General features: G+C 61.5%; 12 protein-coding genes. 4 read left to right on the top strand and 8 right to left on the bottom strand.

Annotated elements, in window-relative coordinates:
- Nucleotides 1–97 precede the first annotated feature (97 nt).
- Together IF88_RS0115080 and IF88_RS0115075 are read left to right on the top strand one after the other, a co-directional pair.
- Nucleotides 98–1,966, top strand: coding sequence for a hypothetical protein (locus tag IF88_RS0115080; protein ID WP_199808076.1), 1,869 nt, complete (start codon nt 98–100; stop codon nt 1,964–1,966).
- A gap of 2 nt (nt 1,967–1,968) precedes the next feature.
- Nucleotides 1,969–2,493, top strand: coding sequence for a hypothetical protein (locus tag IF88_RS0115075; RefSeq protein WP_051836892.1), 525 nt, complete (start codon nt 1,969–1,971; stop codon nt 2,491–2,493).
- Between the two features lie 226 nt (nt 2,494–2,719).
- Here IF88_RS0115075 and IF88_RS42050 read toward each other — a convergent pair whose 3' ends face one another.
- Nucleotides 2,720–3,628, bottom strand: a complete 909-nt coding sequence (locus IF88_RS42050) for a restriction endonuclease (protein WP_234323545.1) — start codon at nt 3,626–3,628, stop codon at nt 2,720–2,722.
- A 246-nt stretch (nt 3,629–3,874) separates the two neighbouring features.
- On the opposite strand from IF88_RS42050, the gene IF88_RS0115065 reads away from it, so the two are divergent.
- Entirely contained in the window at nt 3,875–4,672 is a 798-nt protein-coding gene (locus IF88_RS0115065) for a hypothetical protein (RefSeq protein WP_030711241.1), read from the top strand.
- 352 nt (nt 4,673–5,024) lie between these two features.
- On the opposite strand, the gene IF88_RS0115060 is transcribed toward IF88_RS0115065, so the two are convergent.
- The 7 genes from IF88_RS0115060 to dndB all read right to left on the bottom strand — a co-directional run bounded on the left by IF88_RS0115060 (nt 5,025) and on the right by dndB (nt 15,292).
- Nucleotides 5,025–7,199 carry a DNA sulfur modification protein DndB gene (locus tag IF88_RS0115060; protein ID WP_030711239.1) on the bottom strand — a complete coding sequence of 725 codons (2,175 nt, stop codon included), beginning with the start codon at nt 7,197–7,199 and terminating at the stop codon, nt 5,025–5,027.
- Between the two features lie 221 nt (nt 7,200–7,420).
- Nucleotides 7,421–9,163 carry an ATP-binding protein gene (locus IF88_RS0115055; RefSeq protein WP_030711237.1) on the bottom strand — a complete coding sequence of 581 codons (1,743 nt, stop codon included), beginning with the start codon at nt 9,161–9,163 and terminating at the stop codon, nt 7,421–7,423.
- Between the two features lie 400 nt (nt 9,164–9,563).
- Nucleotides 9,564–10,166, bottom strand: a complete 603-nt coding sequence (locus IF88_RS43515) for a hypothetical protein (RefSeq protein WP_234323539.1) — start codon at nt 10,164–10,166, stop codon at nt 9,564–9,566.
- A gap of 169 nt (nt 10,167–10,335) precedes the next feature.
- A complete protein-coding gene (gene dndE, locus IF88_RS0115045; RefSeq protein ID WP_030711233.1) occupies nt 10,336–10,713 on the bottom strand; it encodes a DNA sulfur modification protein DndE in 378 nt (125 codons plus the stop codon).
- The gene (gene dndD / locus IF88_RS0115040) at nt 10,703–12,685 is read right to left on the bottom strand and encodes a DNA sulfur modification protein DndD (protein ID WP_030711231.1); all 1,983 of its coding nucleotides are present in this window, start codon (nt 12,683–12,685) and stop codon (nt 10,703–10,705) included. Before dndD ends, dndE begins: the two co-directional genes overlap by 11 nt.
- Nucleotides 12,672–14,165: a DNA phosphorothioation system sulfurtransferase DndC gene (dndC, locus tag IF88_RS0115035; RefSeq protein WP_030711229.1), complete on the bottom strand. Its 1,494-nt coding sequence runs from the start codon at nt 14,163–14,165 to the stop codon at nt 12,672–12,674. The genes dndD and dndC overlap by 14 nt, the downstream gene beginning before the upstream one ends.
- On the bottom strand, nt 14,162–15,292 hold the full coding sequence (gene dndB / locus IF88_RS0115030; RefSeq protein ID WP_030711227.1) for a DNA sulfur modification protein DndB: 1,131 nt from the start codon (nt 15,290–15,292) through the stop codon (nt 14,162–14,164). Before dndB ends, dndC begins: the two co-directional genes overlap by 4 nt.
- Nucleotides 15,293–15,372: 80 nt before the next feature.
- Between dndB and dndA the strand changes: the two genes are divergently transcribed.
- Complete coding sequence (dndA, locus tag IF88_RS0115025) at nt 15,373–16,512, top strand: cysteine desulfurase DndA (RefSeq protein WP_420710963.1); 1,140 nt, start codon at nt 15,373–15,375, stop codon at nt 16,510–16,512.

Raw genomic sequence — 16,512 nt, 5'->3', positions numbered from 1 at the left:
GATTCTCGGTTGGACGGCCACCGGGCTCCGGTGCCCCGATCACCATGTGGACTTCCGAAGCCAAGCCGGGGGGCTCCACAGTACCTCTCTAGTCCAGATGCCCAACGGCACTGGCAAAACCACGACAATCGACTTGCTGCGGGCAACCTTGTCTGGCTCAGCGACCGACGGCAGCTGGGACCGGGACATGGTCAGAGGACTCCAGAAGCGGGAGGGTCGACCCAGTCATGGCTCTTTCGAAGTGAGGCTGCAACTTAACGAGCAGCTTGTCACTATCATCTTGAACCTGGATTTTGAAAACGGAAGGGCCTCCTACAAGACTACACACGGAAAAGGCCAGGTCGACGGCTTTCACCCCCCTCGCGATTTCCAAAGGTTCCTTACCGAAACATTTGTAAAATTCTTTGTGTTTGATGGGGAGCTCGCTAAGGACCTACTCAACCCACAGCAAGTCCGAGCTGAGACAGTTGTCGAAAATCTTTTTCAAATCAACTCACTCCCTGCCATCAAAAGGAAGGTATCCGAATACTGGGATCGCCGCACCAGCAAAGTGACGGCGACTGAGGAAAAAGGATTCAGCCAGCGCCGTAACAGGCTCGGCAGACTCCGCGATCGCAGAACCTTCCTTGTATCACAGCGGAAGCAGCTCAAGGATGAACGCGACAAGCTCGCTGCGGAACTTTCCGATCGTGTGGACCTCTACGACCGGGCGACAAAGAAGGGTGAAGCGCACGGTCAGCAAGTAGCCAGGCTGGAATCACGCTGCACTCATCTTTCCCAAAAGGCCCGCGAGGAAGCCACAGACCTGCTGGAGGCCATGCGCAACCCGCACGCATTGTCACCATTCTTCGCTCAGAAGCTCTACGACCTCAAGACCGGCCTCGATCGCGTAAAGCTACCTGAAAGCGCGGCCCGAGAATTCTTCGAAGAGCTGGCGGCTGAACCTGAGTGCATTTGTGGACGGCCTATAGATGACGAGGTACGTAGCGTAATTCAGCAACGTGCACACCAATACCTCGGATCGGACGATGTTTCACTACTCAACTCGATGAAGTCATCGATTCATGAAGCTGTCGGAGAGTCTCGCACCACCCCAGAGGAGGAGCTCCTCGAAAGTATCGCAGCGCTCGAAGTCTCCGTCGGCAAGGAACGCGATGCCCAGAATGAACTCGATCAACTGCGGCTAGAGGTCGAGCAAGCGGACCCAGCCGTAAAAGAAGCAAAAGAACAGATCGAGCGTCTTCGCGCACGGATATCAGTAATCGATCAAGAGCTAGAGAAATTCAAGAACAAGTCTGAGGACGAGAAGGACGAGCGAACCTTCGGGATCAAGGTCATCGAGGGGCGCATCAGCGAGGCAGAGCTGCGCCTTGCAGAGATTACAGAAACCCGCGACCTGCGAGAGAAGCGTGACATCCTCCACGGCATCATCGAGGGTGCATACAGCAAGGCACGGAAAGGCATCCTCACAGAAGTGCGGGATGATGCAAATCAACGTATCCACGAACTTCTGCCCAACAACGACATCACCATTGCCGAAATCGACAGATGCCTTAAGCTTAAGGATCAAGAAGCAGGCAGCATGGGCGAGACGCTATCCGTAGCCTATGCATTCCTTGCAACCCTTTTTGATCGATCCGAGCATCAGCTTCCTTTTGTGGTGGACAGCCCTGCCGGCGCGATCGATTTGGATGTACGCCGGCGAATCGGCGAGCTCATTCCCACGCTCACGAGTCAGTTCATCACCTTCATCATCTCCACCGAGCGTCCCGGCTTCGTATCCTCCCTGAAGAAGTCAAGCAGCGACGAGATTCAGTTCCTGACCATCTTCCGCAAAGGCCCCAGAACCAAAAGATACGAAGACGAGGCGCGAAAGCTTGATGGCACCATGGAAAGCTCCGATGGATTCGTGATCGCGGATGAGGCCTTCTTCGATGACTTCCAGATGGAAAGCGAGGAGGTGTAGCTATGACGAGTGAACCGACACGGGCGCCACAGCCATTCCGACTTCGCGACGACGCCAAGGAATGGTTTAAGGCGCTATACGAGAAGGATTTTCGCATCGGTTTTGACGCCTTCTACTTCTGCTTCATGGCAGGGATCGCCACCGGAAAGAAGGTATCAACACCCAACAGCGCGGCGCCTGAGCTCATTTCGTACTTCCCAGAAAGATACGCACCGCGGAAGCAAGTCCTCGTTGCCCTATTCCTGACTCAGGAGCTGGAGGACCTTGGAATCAAAATGAGCGAGAAGAAGGACGTTCACGCGAAGATCAAGAAGCTCCTAGAGCCCAATTCCTCCGGACACCACCTCAGCGAAGAGGGAGTCAAGGAGTTCAACAAGTACGCGCACGGAGGGTTTGAAGTGCTTCGTGACGAGTGGTTCGACGATAGGCCACGGTCTCTGGAGACGTTCCTGCGGATCTTCAAGCAGGAACTCGACGAAGCAATCGCCAAGCGAAAGCTCGCGGAAGTAGTCGCTTCAAAGCCGTAGGGGCGTTGAGTTCCAGCAGCAGCTTTGGGGCCCGTTATTAGGCAAAGCTAGCCCGGTAGTCTTCGATGAAGGGCATTCAGGTGTCCATCATCCGGCACGGGCTGATCCTGAGCTGAGGGGTGCGCCGGCGTTGCCCCAGTTCGACACCCCGGCGCAGCCCATCTTGTCGTCTGCGATCGTAGCCGGGGACGGGAAGGCCAGCCTCCATGTAACGGGTGGAAGGTCCTCAGGAACGTTTGTTGAGTTTCTTGGCTTCGATAAGGATGCGGCCTCGATCCATGAATCCGACGCCGCGATCTCTAAGGATCTTGTCGACGTGATGCCGCTTGCCGCCGGTACGGAGTAGACGTGCGGCCTCAGCCACCAAGCCATCCTGCTGGGTTGTGGAGGCCGCTGTGGCGCGGTCGTGCGTGGGGCGTGGCATACGAGTCCTGCCCACCGTTGTCGCTGGGCTCGTTTCTGGCCGGGAAGCGACGCCCGCCCGGAAGGGCCGGATCTGGAGGGAGATGCGGATGCCGAACCGTGCGGCTATCAGAAACGTACCGAGCGACCAGCACACCAGGAGGATGCCGATGAGCTCCAGGATGTCCAGGACGAGCGGGCCGGTGTAGGTCTTCTCGTCTCCGATCGAGCCCAACGGTGCCATGAGGAGACAAACACCCACGACCACACGCCAGTTCCGCCGCCAGAATGTCTGTTCTCCGACCGTTTCGGGGTTCCGAGCTGTTATTGGCACGGTGGATGCGGAGGAGCGGTGGACGCGGCGGGCCGTGTTGTTGACCGGCGTCATCGCGCCGTCCAGGCGGTACCTGAAGAGCGCAATGTTCCACTCCTGGGCGTAGGCCACGGCGGTGGGCGCGTAATCGCTGCCGGTGAAGAAGATCAGCTGTGCGGTCGACCCGTAGGGGCGCGATCCCACGAAACGTTGCAGTTCCGGACGCCCGACCTGGGCGGCCTGGTACTTGACCTGTCCCAGTGCGCCGGTAGCGCGGACATCGATGCCTGAGTCCGGGCCTCCGGGGCGTGCGGTGGCATCGGTATAGCCCCAGTGGCGCATCCAGCGGGCTGCGTTGAGCTCGGCCTGCTGCCACGACGAAATCTGCATCGGCTGCGGCGGCACAGTCCTTGGCGGCATCTCGGCCACGTTCCCCCTCATGTCCTCGCTCCCGGCTCGGCAGATCACTGCGCAAGGCAGAGCAGAACGCACACCTGGCGGAGGTATAGCAGGCCGGCGCCGAGCTGTCCCATGGTATGCGGTGTCGTGGTGACCGCAGGAGTGGGAAGCGGGCAAAGCCAGCAGTGCGAGGGTCGGCGGGGCGCCTCAGCCACCGCTACATGCCACGATGACGCGTCACATGAGGAGACGGGGGCGACGTTAGCCATGAGGTACGACCAGAGCCGGGCGGACAAGCTCGATGAGACGATGCTCGAACTGCTGCTGCCGGAAAGCGCAGTGGAGTCGCTGGGGCAGTGGCTAGCCGACCCTGAGCGCGGCCAGCGGTACGCGAACGGAAGCGGCGCTCACACCATCGCGTACGCGCCATCCACGTGGATGGCCGTAGCGCCCTGGCCCAAGACCTTCGCCGACCGGGCGGCGGCCGATTCGGCCTCGGTGAGTCGAGCTGAGGTCGTGGCCGCAGTCCAGGCCGCGGAGCAGTCCGAGAGCTGGGCACAGGCATTCGTGGCCACGCAGGTGTGGGGCTACGGTGTTACGGGCTACGGCCCGTACCGCACTCGTCAGGTGCTCGCCCAGCCCAGCGCTGAGGCCGTCATCACCGAGGCGGTGTCCCTGCTCGTCGATGAGGGCGCGGTCGCCGCCTACGAGGTGCTGAATACTCTCCATGGCCTCGGGCCGGCGTTCCTGACCAAATTCCTCTACTTCGCGGGCCTCGCGCTGCCAGAGGTGAAGGGTCCGCGCCCCCTGATCCTCGACAGCGTGCTGGCCGGGGTCCTGCGCCGGCACGCTATGAGGGCTGGACGTGCGGTTGGCTACGAGTGGTCCGAGGCGATCGCCAAGCGGATCTGGCGCGACAGTGGCTGGAGTTCCCACCGTTACGACGTCTACCTCCGGTGGATGTACGCCGCCAACGATCGACTCGCGGCCGCGGCGATCGACTGGCCCGCAGCCCCAGACGTGCTCGAGCTGGCCCTCTTCAGCGCTGTCTGGGACCCGGAATAACCGTATCGCCGGGGGTTCACCTTCGGGTGCCCGCTTGGTTCAGGTGCTTGCCCAACGGCCGCAGCCAAGTCCCGAGGTCGATGGCGTCCCGCGCCAAGGCGCTTGATCCCATACACCACGTCGCGGGAACCGACCCCGGGCTCGACCTGTGCGAGAAACCGCACGGTGCCATCAGAACTGAAGAAGCGGCACGTTGCCCGCTGAAATCCTTGCAATTTCAGGCTGCGCCGCAGGGGCGTTGCCGATCCTCTCGTGGCGGCACGGGACTCCGTGAGGAGGTGCCCCCAGCACGTAGCTGGAGACACCTGGTGTGCCAAAGCAGCGGCCGACCATCGGGCGCTTGGTCCGCGGTCTACTCTGCTTCAGTCAAAGCATCGTCGAGTACCGGCTCGCCAGTCTTGCGCTGCCGCGGGACGGGGCGGCTAAGCCACTCTGCGAAGTCTTCCTCATCTACTTGGAACCAGTTCTTCAGCGCGCTCCGGAGCGCCCCGGTCGCCTGCTTCTCCGCATCATGCTTAAGGTCCTTATCGTCCGCGGTCGGGCGGTTCGTCTTCAGAGCCTTGAACTGCTGCTTGATGCACAGCTCCAGGTACGTTCGTCGTGCCTGGTCTAGCGTGTGGTCGAAGGCATCCCGGTCTGGCAACCAAGTAGCCACGTGAGACCAGGCATCAGGCACCGCGAGCGCCTGCATCCAGAAGTATCGGAAATAGATAGCCTGCGGGGATTCCATGTTCACGATCTGGTTGATCGGATATGAGATGCCCACCTTGTTGAAGGCAAGTTTCCGGTCGCGCGCCTTTCCGCTCTCGATCTGGAAGAAGGAATTCCATCCACCGACGAGGGCCTCGGCGAAGGCCGGCAGATCATTGAGGTCCACATCCCCCGGCTGTACCTTGCGCAACTCCCAGAGCGACCCCAAGGTCATGACGAGGCCAAGCTGGCAGGCGTGGGTATTCAGCACGGAATACGCTTCCCTGCACCGTTTGACCCGTTCAGGCCGCCTCGACCCCAAGTATTCCAATGCCCGGTACTCGTCGAAGTCGCCTTCCTTGCCCTTGAGGGCCTCCCAGGCGCGAATGACATCCGACTTGGGCTGCCGGCTGCTACCAATGTCCCGGTGGTCCTTGTAGTGCTCGTAGCTGTCGCGGAGGGTCCAAAAGACGCCCACCCCGCCAAACAGCGCATCATGAGCGAGGGCCGCGAAGGTGTCCGCGGTGAGCCAGTCGTTCTTGAGGTTGGTCAAGGCCGAGGCGTGTGCAGCGTAGGGGGCCGTGCTGGACAAGAGCGTCAAGATTGCCTTGCCCCAGGTCTCCCTGAACCTGTCACTCAGCGCGTCCAACTTCCCGAGCGGGAATTGCTTGTCACCGACGGTGTCTCGGTCGAAGGTCCGGCCACCATCTTCGAAGTACTTCGGCAGGAGCGAGGGAAGGTCGAGCTGGGCGCGCATGAACTTGTCACGCGCCTCATCACCTTCCCTGCCGGAGATTTGCTGCGCGACGTTGGTGAGGTACTTCTGCGGGCCGAATACGCACCGGTTGACGGCCATCTTCAGCAAGTTGATGTTGGTGAGCACCGACCAGCGGGCCGGCCGATAGCTGTTGACCTCGGGGTTGTCGTACTCCACCGCGTACAGAGGGAGGTAGGAGTCCTCGCTGCGACTGCGCAGCTCGCTGAGCATGCTTCGTGTGAGGACGTTGGACAGCTCGGCGTCCGAAAGGAGGATGATGCGAGACTCGCTCGGCGGACGAGCTTCCTTGTTGACGTCGACAAACAACTTCCGCGCGGCTTCGTGGGGGCGAGCGCCTTCACCAGTCTGGTCGGGGAACCAGCACACGGTCACAGGGACCTCGACCTTCGACAGGTCAGGCTCGCCGGCACCGTACTCCTCGAGCGCACGAAGAACCTGGTGCTCATAGAACGAACGGAATTTGACGGCGGACGACTCCTGCCATGACTTGGTCAGCGTCCGCTCGATGGCGAGCAGGGCCATGGCTCGGTGCTGGCCGTCCAGCACGACCAGGCGCGCTTCGGTGTTGTTCCACCACAGCTTGCCGACGTTCGCTCCGTGGGGCTTGCCGTCGGCGCCGAGCAGGCGCTGCGTCTGGAACGCGTTTCCGGCCTGCTGCTGTTCCCACTCGGCTTCGTCCGCGGCGACCGCTGTGCCCTCTCCGAGTACGGGGAAGAACGTCGGCTGCTTGTTCCGAAACGGCAGGAGTACTGCGACGATGGGGGGAAAGAATGCCGGACCAGTTGCTTGGGGTTTGAGTAGATAGGGGATCAGTTTGACCGCCACTCGGTGGTCATCGAGATCGCGCTGCAAGAGCTGGTTGAAGTCCAGGTCGCCAGCGTCCATAACCTCACGTACTGGGGCCAGACTTTTCGTCAGCTGACGTTCAGGCGTGTCGGCATCCCCGCCAAGGCGGGCCTTGGTCATGATGTAGTCGACCCGTCCCGCGGGGGTATCGAAGCTCCCCCAGGTGCCTTGCGCATAGTCGCGGAACGTGAGCCTGCCGCCCGAGCCGAACATCCTTCACTGCCTTCCCACTGTGATCTGTACCTGGTGTCGACGGCCGTTGGACGACCGCATCGCTGGTGACTTTTGAGTTCGCCCCTTACGGCATCCTGCAGGTCACAACGCATCCGCGGAGCCCGATGCCTGAAACAAGGGGTTCCGGCTGCAGGAATCAGCCAAGCCTGGCTGGAGCGTGATGCCGGCGCCGGCAGGGGCGAGCCGGGCCGGGCACACAGTCACTCGTCCTTGAGCTCTTCCTTCAGCATGGCCTCGGTGAACATGCCCCAATGCGTGCGCAGTTGGCTGTAGTCCTCTTCTGCGTTCGGGGACATGGATTCCGCGCGTGCGTAGCCCATGAACAGGAGATCGATCGCTGCCTCGGCACGACGGGCGAGGTCGAGCATGTCCTCTGGCGTGAGGCCGTCCGTGCCTTGGTCAGCGAGCTTTTTCAACGGCACGTAGACCTCACGGAAGAACGTGTGTCGAAGATTGAACTTCACGACGGCCTTGCCGTTGAGGTGCTGAACCACGATGAACTCTTTACCAGGCCAGCTCGCATCGAAGAGAGTAATGGGCTTGGTCAGGATCTGTTCGCGTAGTGCATCGACCTTTACAGCATCGACTACTGGGTCAAGCCCCATATCTTCTGCCGCGTCCAGAACGATTTGTTCCTCCTGCTCCGGAGTCACAGTCCGTCCCGCAATACCCTGCGGAAGGTTGCGGTTAGCCCGCTCTGCGGTAGCCATGCTTCCGTCATGCGGACCGCTCTCAAGACGCTTTCGCGTATCGACTTCGGTCCAGTATTCGCGGATCTGGCTGCGAGCTTGCCGCATGGGTCGTTTCAGCCACTCCTTCAGTTGATTCCGGAGCTTCGTCACGGGCTCAGCTCCGCGCTTGACGTTGCGCACCTGGAAGTACTCGTCCAACTCCGCAGGGAAGGAGACCTCGATGGCCACGTACCGGATGGCCTTATCTGTCCGTGTCGCCTCCAGGAGACGAGGGATGCCGTCGTAAAAGATCTCTCGGCCGTTACGCAGGATGCTGATCTTTGCGGCATTCTCCGGGTTGATTTGGAACTCCGTGATGTCATGGCCTTGGTGGTCCACATGTCCACCTGCCATGGCGTAGGGGCGGAATTCAACGGGTACTAGACCGACCTTTACGTGGACCTTGTGGCCGTCGATCTCGATGTCGCCTTCCTCGACGAGAACGCCGCGGGGGTCGAGCTTCTGCGACTTGTACCGTGCGATGATGCGAGGGTTGTCCCTCAGGAAGAGGGGGTCGTGAAGTGTGACCGGCTTGCCTTCAAGTTCGATGGTGCGGCCCGTGTCGATGTAGGTCCGAAATGCGCGCGCGATGAACTTGCGGAGATCGGCGATCTTCTCATCCAGGGACGTACCGTAGGTGCCGCCGGTAGACAGCCGGTCAATCTTGCTGAAGATCACTACGGTTCCAGAGGCGAGTGGGCGGCCGTCCCTGCCCACCATCTGCTTTGCGGCTTCCTCAGGCCACTCCTGGACCTCGTCGGTGCTGATGTACTCCTGCTTGCCGTCCCTGACTTCTTCAAGGTCGACGTAACTGTGGTGGATCTTCGGGCTGTTGGCGCGCTTGCTGTAGATGTCGATGCGCTCGCCAATGCTCAGTCCGGCGAGCTTCAGTCCCATCCCATAACGGCCCAGGCCGTCGCGCTCGTTGTAGCGTGCGCTGTAGCCCATGGACAGCACGTTGTGCATGATCGCAGGGTCGATGCCGACGCCGTTGTCCGAGATGATGAACTTCTCGATGGTCTTCTTGCGAGCTCCGTACACCGGGAGGACTCGCATCAAGGTGGCCTCGGCCTGGATGGAGTTGTCCAGAGGCTCGCCAATGGCGGCCGTCAGGTCGAAGCCGGCGTCACGCATTGATTCCAGGGCGCGGTCGATCTGGATGATGCTGGCGCGCTGGTCGCCGGGGGCCTGGAACAGAGGGGCTGTCGTCATCAGTGGTCCTCACTCGAACTGGTAGCGGGATCGATCTTGAAGGCCTGGGGTGCGAGGCGAAGTCTCCGCACAGTGCGTTGTACGGCCCGGCAGTACACGCAGATGGCCTTTTGGTAGGCGGGATGGTCCGGGTGTATGCGGTTAGTGACCCCGGGCGTGAGCGTGTGGAACAGTGCGCACTCGACCTCGTAGGCGTTCAGCGGACTGTTGTGGACGTCGTACGTGAAGTACGCGCCTCGCCGGTTCGTGCAGTGTCGGAGAAGCCGTCGCCGGAGGTCTGTGTCGCTGCGGCCGACGTAACTCGGGACGCCTGTCGACGTGTAGAGCACGTAAGTTCCGATGTACTGCGGTGGGATGAGTGCTCGTACGAGCCACGGGCGAAGTCGGAGGAGTCTCGGATTCATGCAGCCGGCACCGATGCCTTCCAGCTCTCGCGGGCTGCCCTCCGGGCGCGGCTGATGCGTTCTCGCACTCGGGCTACGGGTAGGCCCTCACGATGCGCGAGACTGGCTGCATCCTCACCACGTGCGAGCGCCTGGAGCAGGGATCGCTGCTCCTGCGAGATTCCGGGTTCACAGCGCAGCCATTCGTTGATCTCAACCAGCGGATAGTCCCGGTCGCTCTCACCCTGCTCGGTGTGCTCTGCACCGAGGTGGACGAGAGGGGCGATGGTCTTGCGGCGTTCGAGTACCTCATAGGCGTGCCCCATGGCTGACCGGACGCGGTGCTCCGCCGGCGTCGACTCGTCAGAAGGGTTTCGCAGAAGCTCGTCGAGGGCTCGATCGATCCTGTCGAGCTGGTAGGTGTCGAAAGTGGCGCGCGCGCTCTGTTGCAGCGCGACAATAGCCCCCTCGACGGGGTGGCTGATCATGATCGCTCCAGGAGGTCTGGTGGCGAACCCCATACGGTGGCTCGCGTCCGGGTTGAAGCGGTGCTCATTCAGTTGTCTTGCGAGGGTACTGGATGCCACAGACAGGCGTTGGCGGATCGATGTGATCTGCACGGCGCCTGACTATGCCTCACTTACAGAGGTCGGGCAACTGCCCCTGTTGTTGCAGCCGTTGCTGAGGAGATCCGCTAGCAGCATCCAGCGGCGGCATTCGCCAGGCCAGCATGCAGAAGCCCGCCCCACCGATCGGTGGGGCGGGCCGACATCATCCATCCGCTGGGAGCTATCCCGTGGCGGTGGAGACGAGCTGCTCGACGGACCGAAGGTCGGGCCGGCCGTGCAAGTAGCCGATGCCGCGGTGCAGGTGCACCGTCAGCGTCCGGGCGATGGCCTCGTCCGAGAGCTCCTCGCCGTCCATGAGGCACCGCTGCTTGAGCAGAGCCAGGTAGATGTCTCCGTACGGGCTGGTGAAGGTCTTCCACGACATCTCGACGTTGGAGTCGGTCACGACCTCCTTCACCAGTGGCGTGGATGAGTCTCGGAGCGACAGCGCCAGGGCCCACCTGCAAAGTTCATTCCACTGGGTCAGACCGGTGTTGCGCTTCAACCAGATGAGTTGATCCTTCGCCGTCTGCGAGAGGCGAACTGTCTCAAGCGACATGCGGGGCTCCTGCGGTCCACCAGTAGCCAGTCTCGACGGTTGTGGTGAACGACGTGTCGTCGTGGACAAGGGTGTAGGTGTGTGCGAGGGAGGGCTTCAATCGGCTGAGGAGGTTCTCGTCGATCTCCTCATCCGTGGACAGCAGAAGCACCTGCCGACCGGCGTTCGGAAAGTACCGGTCGACCAGGTGTTGGCGGTGCCTACTGTCGAGGCGCCCCAGAGGCGTGTCGATCACGCTTGGCAGCCTGTTTCCGGCAACCTTGGCCAGGCCCCAGAGCAGCGAGATGGCAAGCAGCTGCCGTTCGCCCGCGCTGAGCCGTCCGGGATCGATAGGTTCACCTTCGGAGTCCGCAAGAATGAGATTGGACTTGACAGTGTCGATCCGCAGATCGTGAATGAGGCCGCTCTTACGCATCAAGGCCTTGAAACTCTGAAGGACAGCGACTTCCAGCCGGCTGATGTGGCGCCGCAGCAGAGCCTCGCCAAACCTCTCCAGCGTGTCTCGTGCCTTACCTGCGAACGTGACGACTCGCTCGAGCTCCTCGATCTCGATGAGCGTCTTGACTCGCTTCTGCTGCGCTCGTTCCAGATCGGCGCCGATGCGGTCCCGCCGACTCTTGACCTCCTCCAACTGCTGTTCGCCACGCCTGAGTTCATCATTCGCGACGGCGAGCTCGTCGATCGCCTCGTTCCGCTTCTCAATAAGATCCTTGATCAGCTTCTTGTCCGGCACACCAGCAAGGAGACGATCGGCGTCATCGAGACGGTCGGAGGTCTCCGCGGACTCCTTGAGGAGCTCGCGAGCTCGAGAGGCATCCCGAGAGAGCGCTTCATCTAGAGCCGAGAGTTGCTCAAGCGCGTCAAGCGGCAGGTCGAGGCTCTGCTTGAGTTCTGCTGCGCTCTCGCGCCGCTCGCGATCCGCTGCCAGCTTTTTCTTCAAAGCCGTACGCGCGGCAGCTGGCACCGACGCAGAAAGCTGGTCAAGAAGCCACGCATCGCGATCCTCCAGGACGCCGACGACTCGTGTGGCGTCGTCAGCGTCCTTCTCCCGCCTGGCCTGTTCGCGGAGCCTGGCCAACTGCTGCGGGAGCATCAGAAGAGGCAACGGCCCTGCAGCAAGAGACCGTAGGGAAGCACGCTGGGCCGCCAGAAGCTCACTAATGGTCTTGTGGTTGCTCTCGAGTTCCTTCTGACGTTCAAAGAGCTTTCCGCCGGCCCGCTCGAATTCCTTCTCCACTTTGTCGAGTTTTACCTGCAGCCGGTCACATCTCGATCGGACACTGCTCAAGGTCTGCGTCCGGTCCGCGATTTCCTGCCTTGCCGATTCGTGCTCGGCTTCCTGGGCGCGGATCTGGTCGAGGACGGCCTGGTCCTCGTTGGAGAGTCTCTGTCGTCGTACTAGCGCGACAAGATCAGTACGGAGCTGCTCCACCGTGCTCACGCCGAGGAGCGAGTGGACCGCGGACTCGATGACGTTGGCTGCCCGCTCGGGGTCTGCGAGCGACTCGATCTTTTCGCCGTCGAAGAAGAAGAGCGAGGCTACTTCGAGCGGAAGGATGTCCTCTACGTGGTCGGCCCAGCCATCACTGAGGATCCGGTCAAACTGGCCATCGACGATCACGTTCAGGAATTCCTTGAGCTGCTTGCCGCTGGTGTGCCAGCTCCGGGTAACCCGGTAGTGCCGCTCTTGGTCATCTACAACGACTGAGAACTCCAGGGCAATCTCCGCACCCTCGGCCGAGTTGGCCTTGCGGTTGATGCTCTCGCGCAGGTAGGACTCGTAGGGGCGGTTGATACACCGTGCCCGACGGCCGTAGAGCACCAGCTGGATGGCATCCAACAGGGTTGTCTTGCCGCATCCGTTCAGACCGCCGATGAGGATAATCGGCCTCCCGGGCTTAACGCTCAAGTCAAGGGACTGCTTACCGCGATAGGCGCCAAAGTCATGAAGTGAAATGTTATGAAGGAGCATCGGAGTTCTCTTCGTTCAGCGTCACGTAGGTCGGGGCAGATTCGCGGATCTCCTGCTTACGCTTCGCGAACTGAAGGGCGTCGTCTTCGTTTTCGTAGAATCCCTTCTTGATCGTCTTTTCCAGCTCCTTGAAGAGGCCAGAACGCCGCGTCATGGTCCGGTGCTGCCGCTCGACTGCGAGGAGTTCACGCGTCATCGTGAAGTGGATGTCATCGCCGTCGCATACTTCCTTGAGGAGGTCGATCTCCTCGGCACCGAGCACCAGCTGCTCGTCAAGAGGTCGTCCGGGGAACCTCTCGGTCGTCGCCGACTCGTAGATAGCCGGCAGCGTGTCTTCGACTTCGTGCTTGTCGAACACCCAGATACGGCGGATCTCGTGCAGCTCTGCCTCCGAGATCAGCTCGATGCCCCGGACGCTCTCCGGTGCGGTCTGCCTCACGAGGGTCTGTGCCTCCAGGAGCTTTGTCAGCCACTTCTGACGTGCTTCCTGCGTGTACGGGCCGTGGATCACGCCATCATGGAAGAGTTGAACGTTGCCGTTCATCCGCCGGAAGTCTCGGTCCTCTTTCTCCGTCGACACGTCATCGAGCAGATTGCGGAGTTCCAGGAGGGGGCGCATCCACTCCTTCTCGTCATCGTTGCGGATCATGGCAGTCATCGACTTGTCCTTGTCCACAAGGGTGCAAGTCCAGCATCCGAAGCGACTGTCACCACAGGAAGGCGTGGTGTCGTCCACCACCAAGGGGCACTCTGAGTCCTCGGAGGCACCCTGGTACATGGTCAGCAGGTCCTTGTTCCGATGCCCCCACGCGTTGGAGTACTGCATCAGGAACATCCAGACCTCTTCTGTGCCCCAGGCTTCGATGGGGCTGTAGACGAGGGAGTTCGGCAGATTGCCGTTGGGAGAGAGACGGTCTCGCACGCGACGCTTCTCGTGCTTCGCCATGGCGCGGGCACGCGCCTGGCTCTCGGTCTTTCGAATGCCGAGGACGAGGATCGCCTCACCGTGTCGGCGCACGACACGGCGAATGAACGCGTTGGACGGCTTGATCTTCAATCGTTCCGTGCACCACCGGAACTTGGGACGAGGGGCTGGATAGCCCTTGCCGATGAGGTTGACCCAGAACGTGTCCTTCACCTCGGGGATCAGGCGGTGCGGCTCGATAGGCAGCCCTTGCTCCTTGGCCGCCTTCCCCATCGTGTCAAGGGACTGGGTGACCCAGGCAGCCACCACTGGATTTTCAACCAGCGTGTCGGTGCTGATGACATGCACGGGCTTGGTTCGCTGCTCATCCGGCAACCCTTGGAGGGCAAGCCAGACAAGTTGGAGTACAGCGGTGGAGTCTTTGCCGCCGCTATAGCCGATGACCCAGGGCACCTCGTCAGCCGTGTAGAGCTCACGGATCTCTTCCGTGAGCTCAGTGACTACTTCGGCGAGGGCCCTCCCTTGGAAGGGGGCCGACGGCTTCGGGGTGCTCATGCATCTCCTCGCAGGTATGCGTCCTCTACACGCTGCTCCTCTGGGCTGAGTTGGAGCTTCATGTGACGGCGCAGGTAGTTCACAGTCAGGGTCAGGTTCTGGTGGCTCTTCGACACACGTCCACCGATCAGCGCACGACCCTCCCAATCTGGGTTGGTCCGGGACCAGTCAACCGAGGTCAGTAGCTTTAGCCTCGAATGCCAAACTTGGGGCGAATCGGAATTCCGCACGAGCGAGTTCCCGATCCGGCCAAGTGCGTGCAAGGCGATGCCATGACTGTGGATGTAGTCCTTGCGGACCTCGGGAGCTGCAAGCTCACGCTTGCGCACCATCCCCCAGTCGGGGACCACAAGGTCGACAGCCTCCCAGTATGCCTCCGCCAGCTCCTGAGCCTTCTCCTTCTTGGTCTCCAGCCCTTGCAGGAGAGACTGGGTAGCGGAGTAGACGGCACTCAGGGTGAACAGCTTGCGGGAGCGTTGAGCAAGGGTGCTGCTCTCCATCTCGACATGCCCCTTGAAGACAGGGGATTTCATTGCCAAGAGGCGAGCCATGATCGCCAGGTCATCTCGGTGGTCGTACAGCACGCCGATCGAACGCGGCGGACGCACCGCATGCCGGTTGAGGTCGGCGAACATCTGCTGACAGCGTTCCAGCCCAGCGTCATGGAAGAAGACGACGGCGATCGTCTCCTCGCCGAGGTCGGGGTTCTCCTTCAGGGCCTGCTCAATGGCCGCCCGCCGATGTTGCCCATCGTTGATCAAGAAGCGGGCAGCCATCGGGATACGGATTTGGCCGGCACGCATCCCCATGCCGGTGTCGGCGATGCTCTCGAAGTACATCTCGCCATCGACGGATGCAGTGAGCGCGCTGAAGGTGTAGTCGTCCGGGTTGTCGACGATGTACCGAGTGAGCGCTGGGAGCCGCCCCTTGTTCAAGACGCGCTGGGCTCGAACCTCCGGCGCTAGCTCATCCTCGTCGAAGAGGAAGATCTTCGGGATGAGCCGCAGGGGGCACATGGACACGTAGAACTCTCGACCCGCCTGAACGCCCCGGATGGCTGGGAAGATGTAGTCAAAACCGGCGGACGTGGCGCTGTCGACGAGCTGCGAAGATGAAGATGATCCCACGCGTGTAACGGTATCGTACGTCAGAGATAAGACGTACAGGACGTGCAGGATTAACGCACAAAGGTGTGGTGGGGCTAGTGGTGACGTATCTCGATGCTGCGGCTACGACGCGCGTGGACCCGCGTGTGGCCGATGTGGTGATGCACTGGATGACCGAGGACTTCGGGAACGCCGGCTCGCGGACCCACGAGTACGGGACCCGAGCGAAGCGCGCGGTGCAGCAGGCGCGCGAGTATCTCGCCAACACGGTCGGCGCAGAACCGGACGAGTTGATCTTTACCAGCGGGGCCACTGAGAGCAACAACATTGCGCTGCTCGGCCTTGCTCCCCACGGCGAGCAGAGTGGTCGGCGTCACATCATCACCTCGGCGATCGAACACAAGGCGGTGATCGAGCCCCTGGAGCACCTGGAGTCTCGTGGTTTCGAGGTCGACTTCATCAAGCCTGGTTCATCGGGCAGGGTCTCTATCGAGGCGGTGATGGAGCGGCTACGTCCCGACACGCTTCTCGTCTCGCTGATGCACGTAAACAACGAGACGGGTGTCGTCCAGCCTGTCGCCGAGCTCGCTGGACATCTGCGGGAGACCCCGACGTATCTGCATGTGGATGCCGCGCAGGGGTACGGGAAAGTACCTGAGGACTTGAGGGCGCCGATCGACATGATCAGCGTCAGCGGTCACAAGATCGGTGCTCCAAAGGGCGTCGGCATGCTGGTCACCCGACGCCGGCGCTCGGGCAGGCTGCCACTGCAGCCGATCATGTTTGGTGGCGGTCAGGAGCGGAAGCTGCGCCCGGGAACATTGCCAGTGCCGCTGATCATGGGCCTGGCTGAGGCGGCGAAGATCTTCCAGAAGGAACACAAGCAGTGGAGCAAGGGCGCAGCCGATCTCCGCTCACGGCTCTTGAACGCGCTCGCGAAGACCCGATTCCAGATCAATGGAGACCAGGACCACACCGTCCCACACATCCTCAACGTGTCCTTCGATGGCGTGGATGCCGAGGCGCTCATCGTCCAGTTGAACCACTATGTAGCCGTCGCCACAGGCTCCGCATGCACAAGCGCCTCGTACACCCCCAGCCACGTACTCACCGCCATGGGGCTGCCCGAGGACGCAGCAGAGAACGGGCTCCGCATGTCCTGGTTCCCGAACCAAACGGCTGACCTTGATGTTGAGGAGCTGGCGGACCTGATCGCGCGGTTGCAGCCCGACTCCGCCTGA

This window comes from Streptomyces sp. NRRL F-2580 (genome assembly GCF_000720115.1).
In the GTDB taxonomy this organism is placed as follows: domain Bacteria; phylum Actinomycetota; class Actinomycetes; order Streptomycetales; family Streptomycetaceae; genus Streptomyces.
Note: the sequence above shows the minus strand (reverse complement) of the source record. Positions and strands in the feature narration are given on the sequence as shown.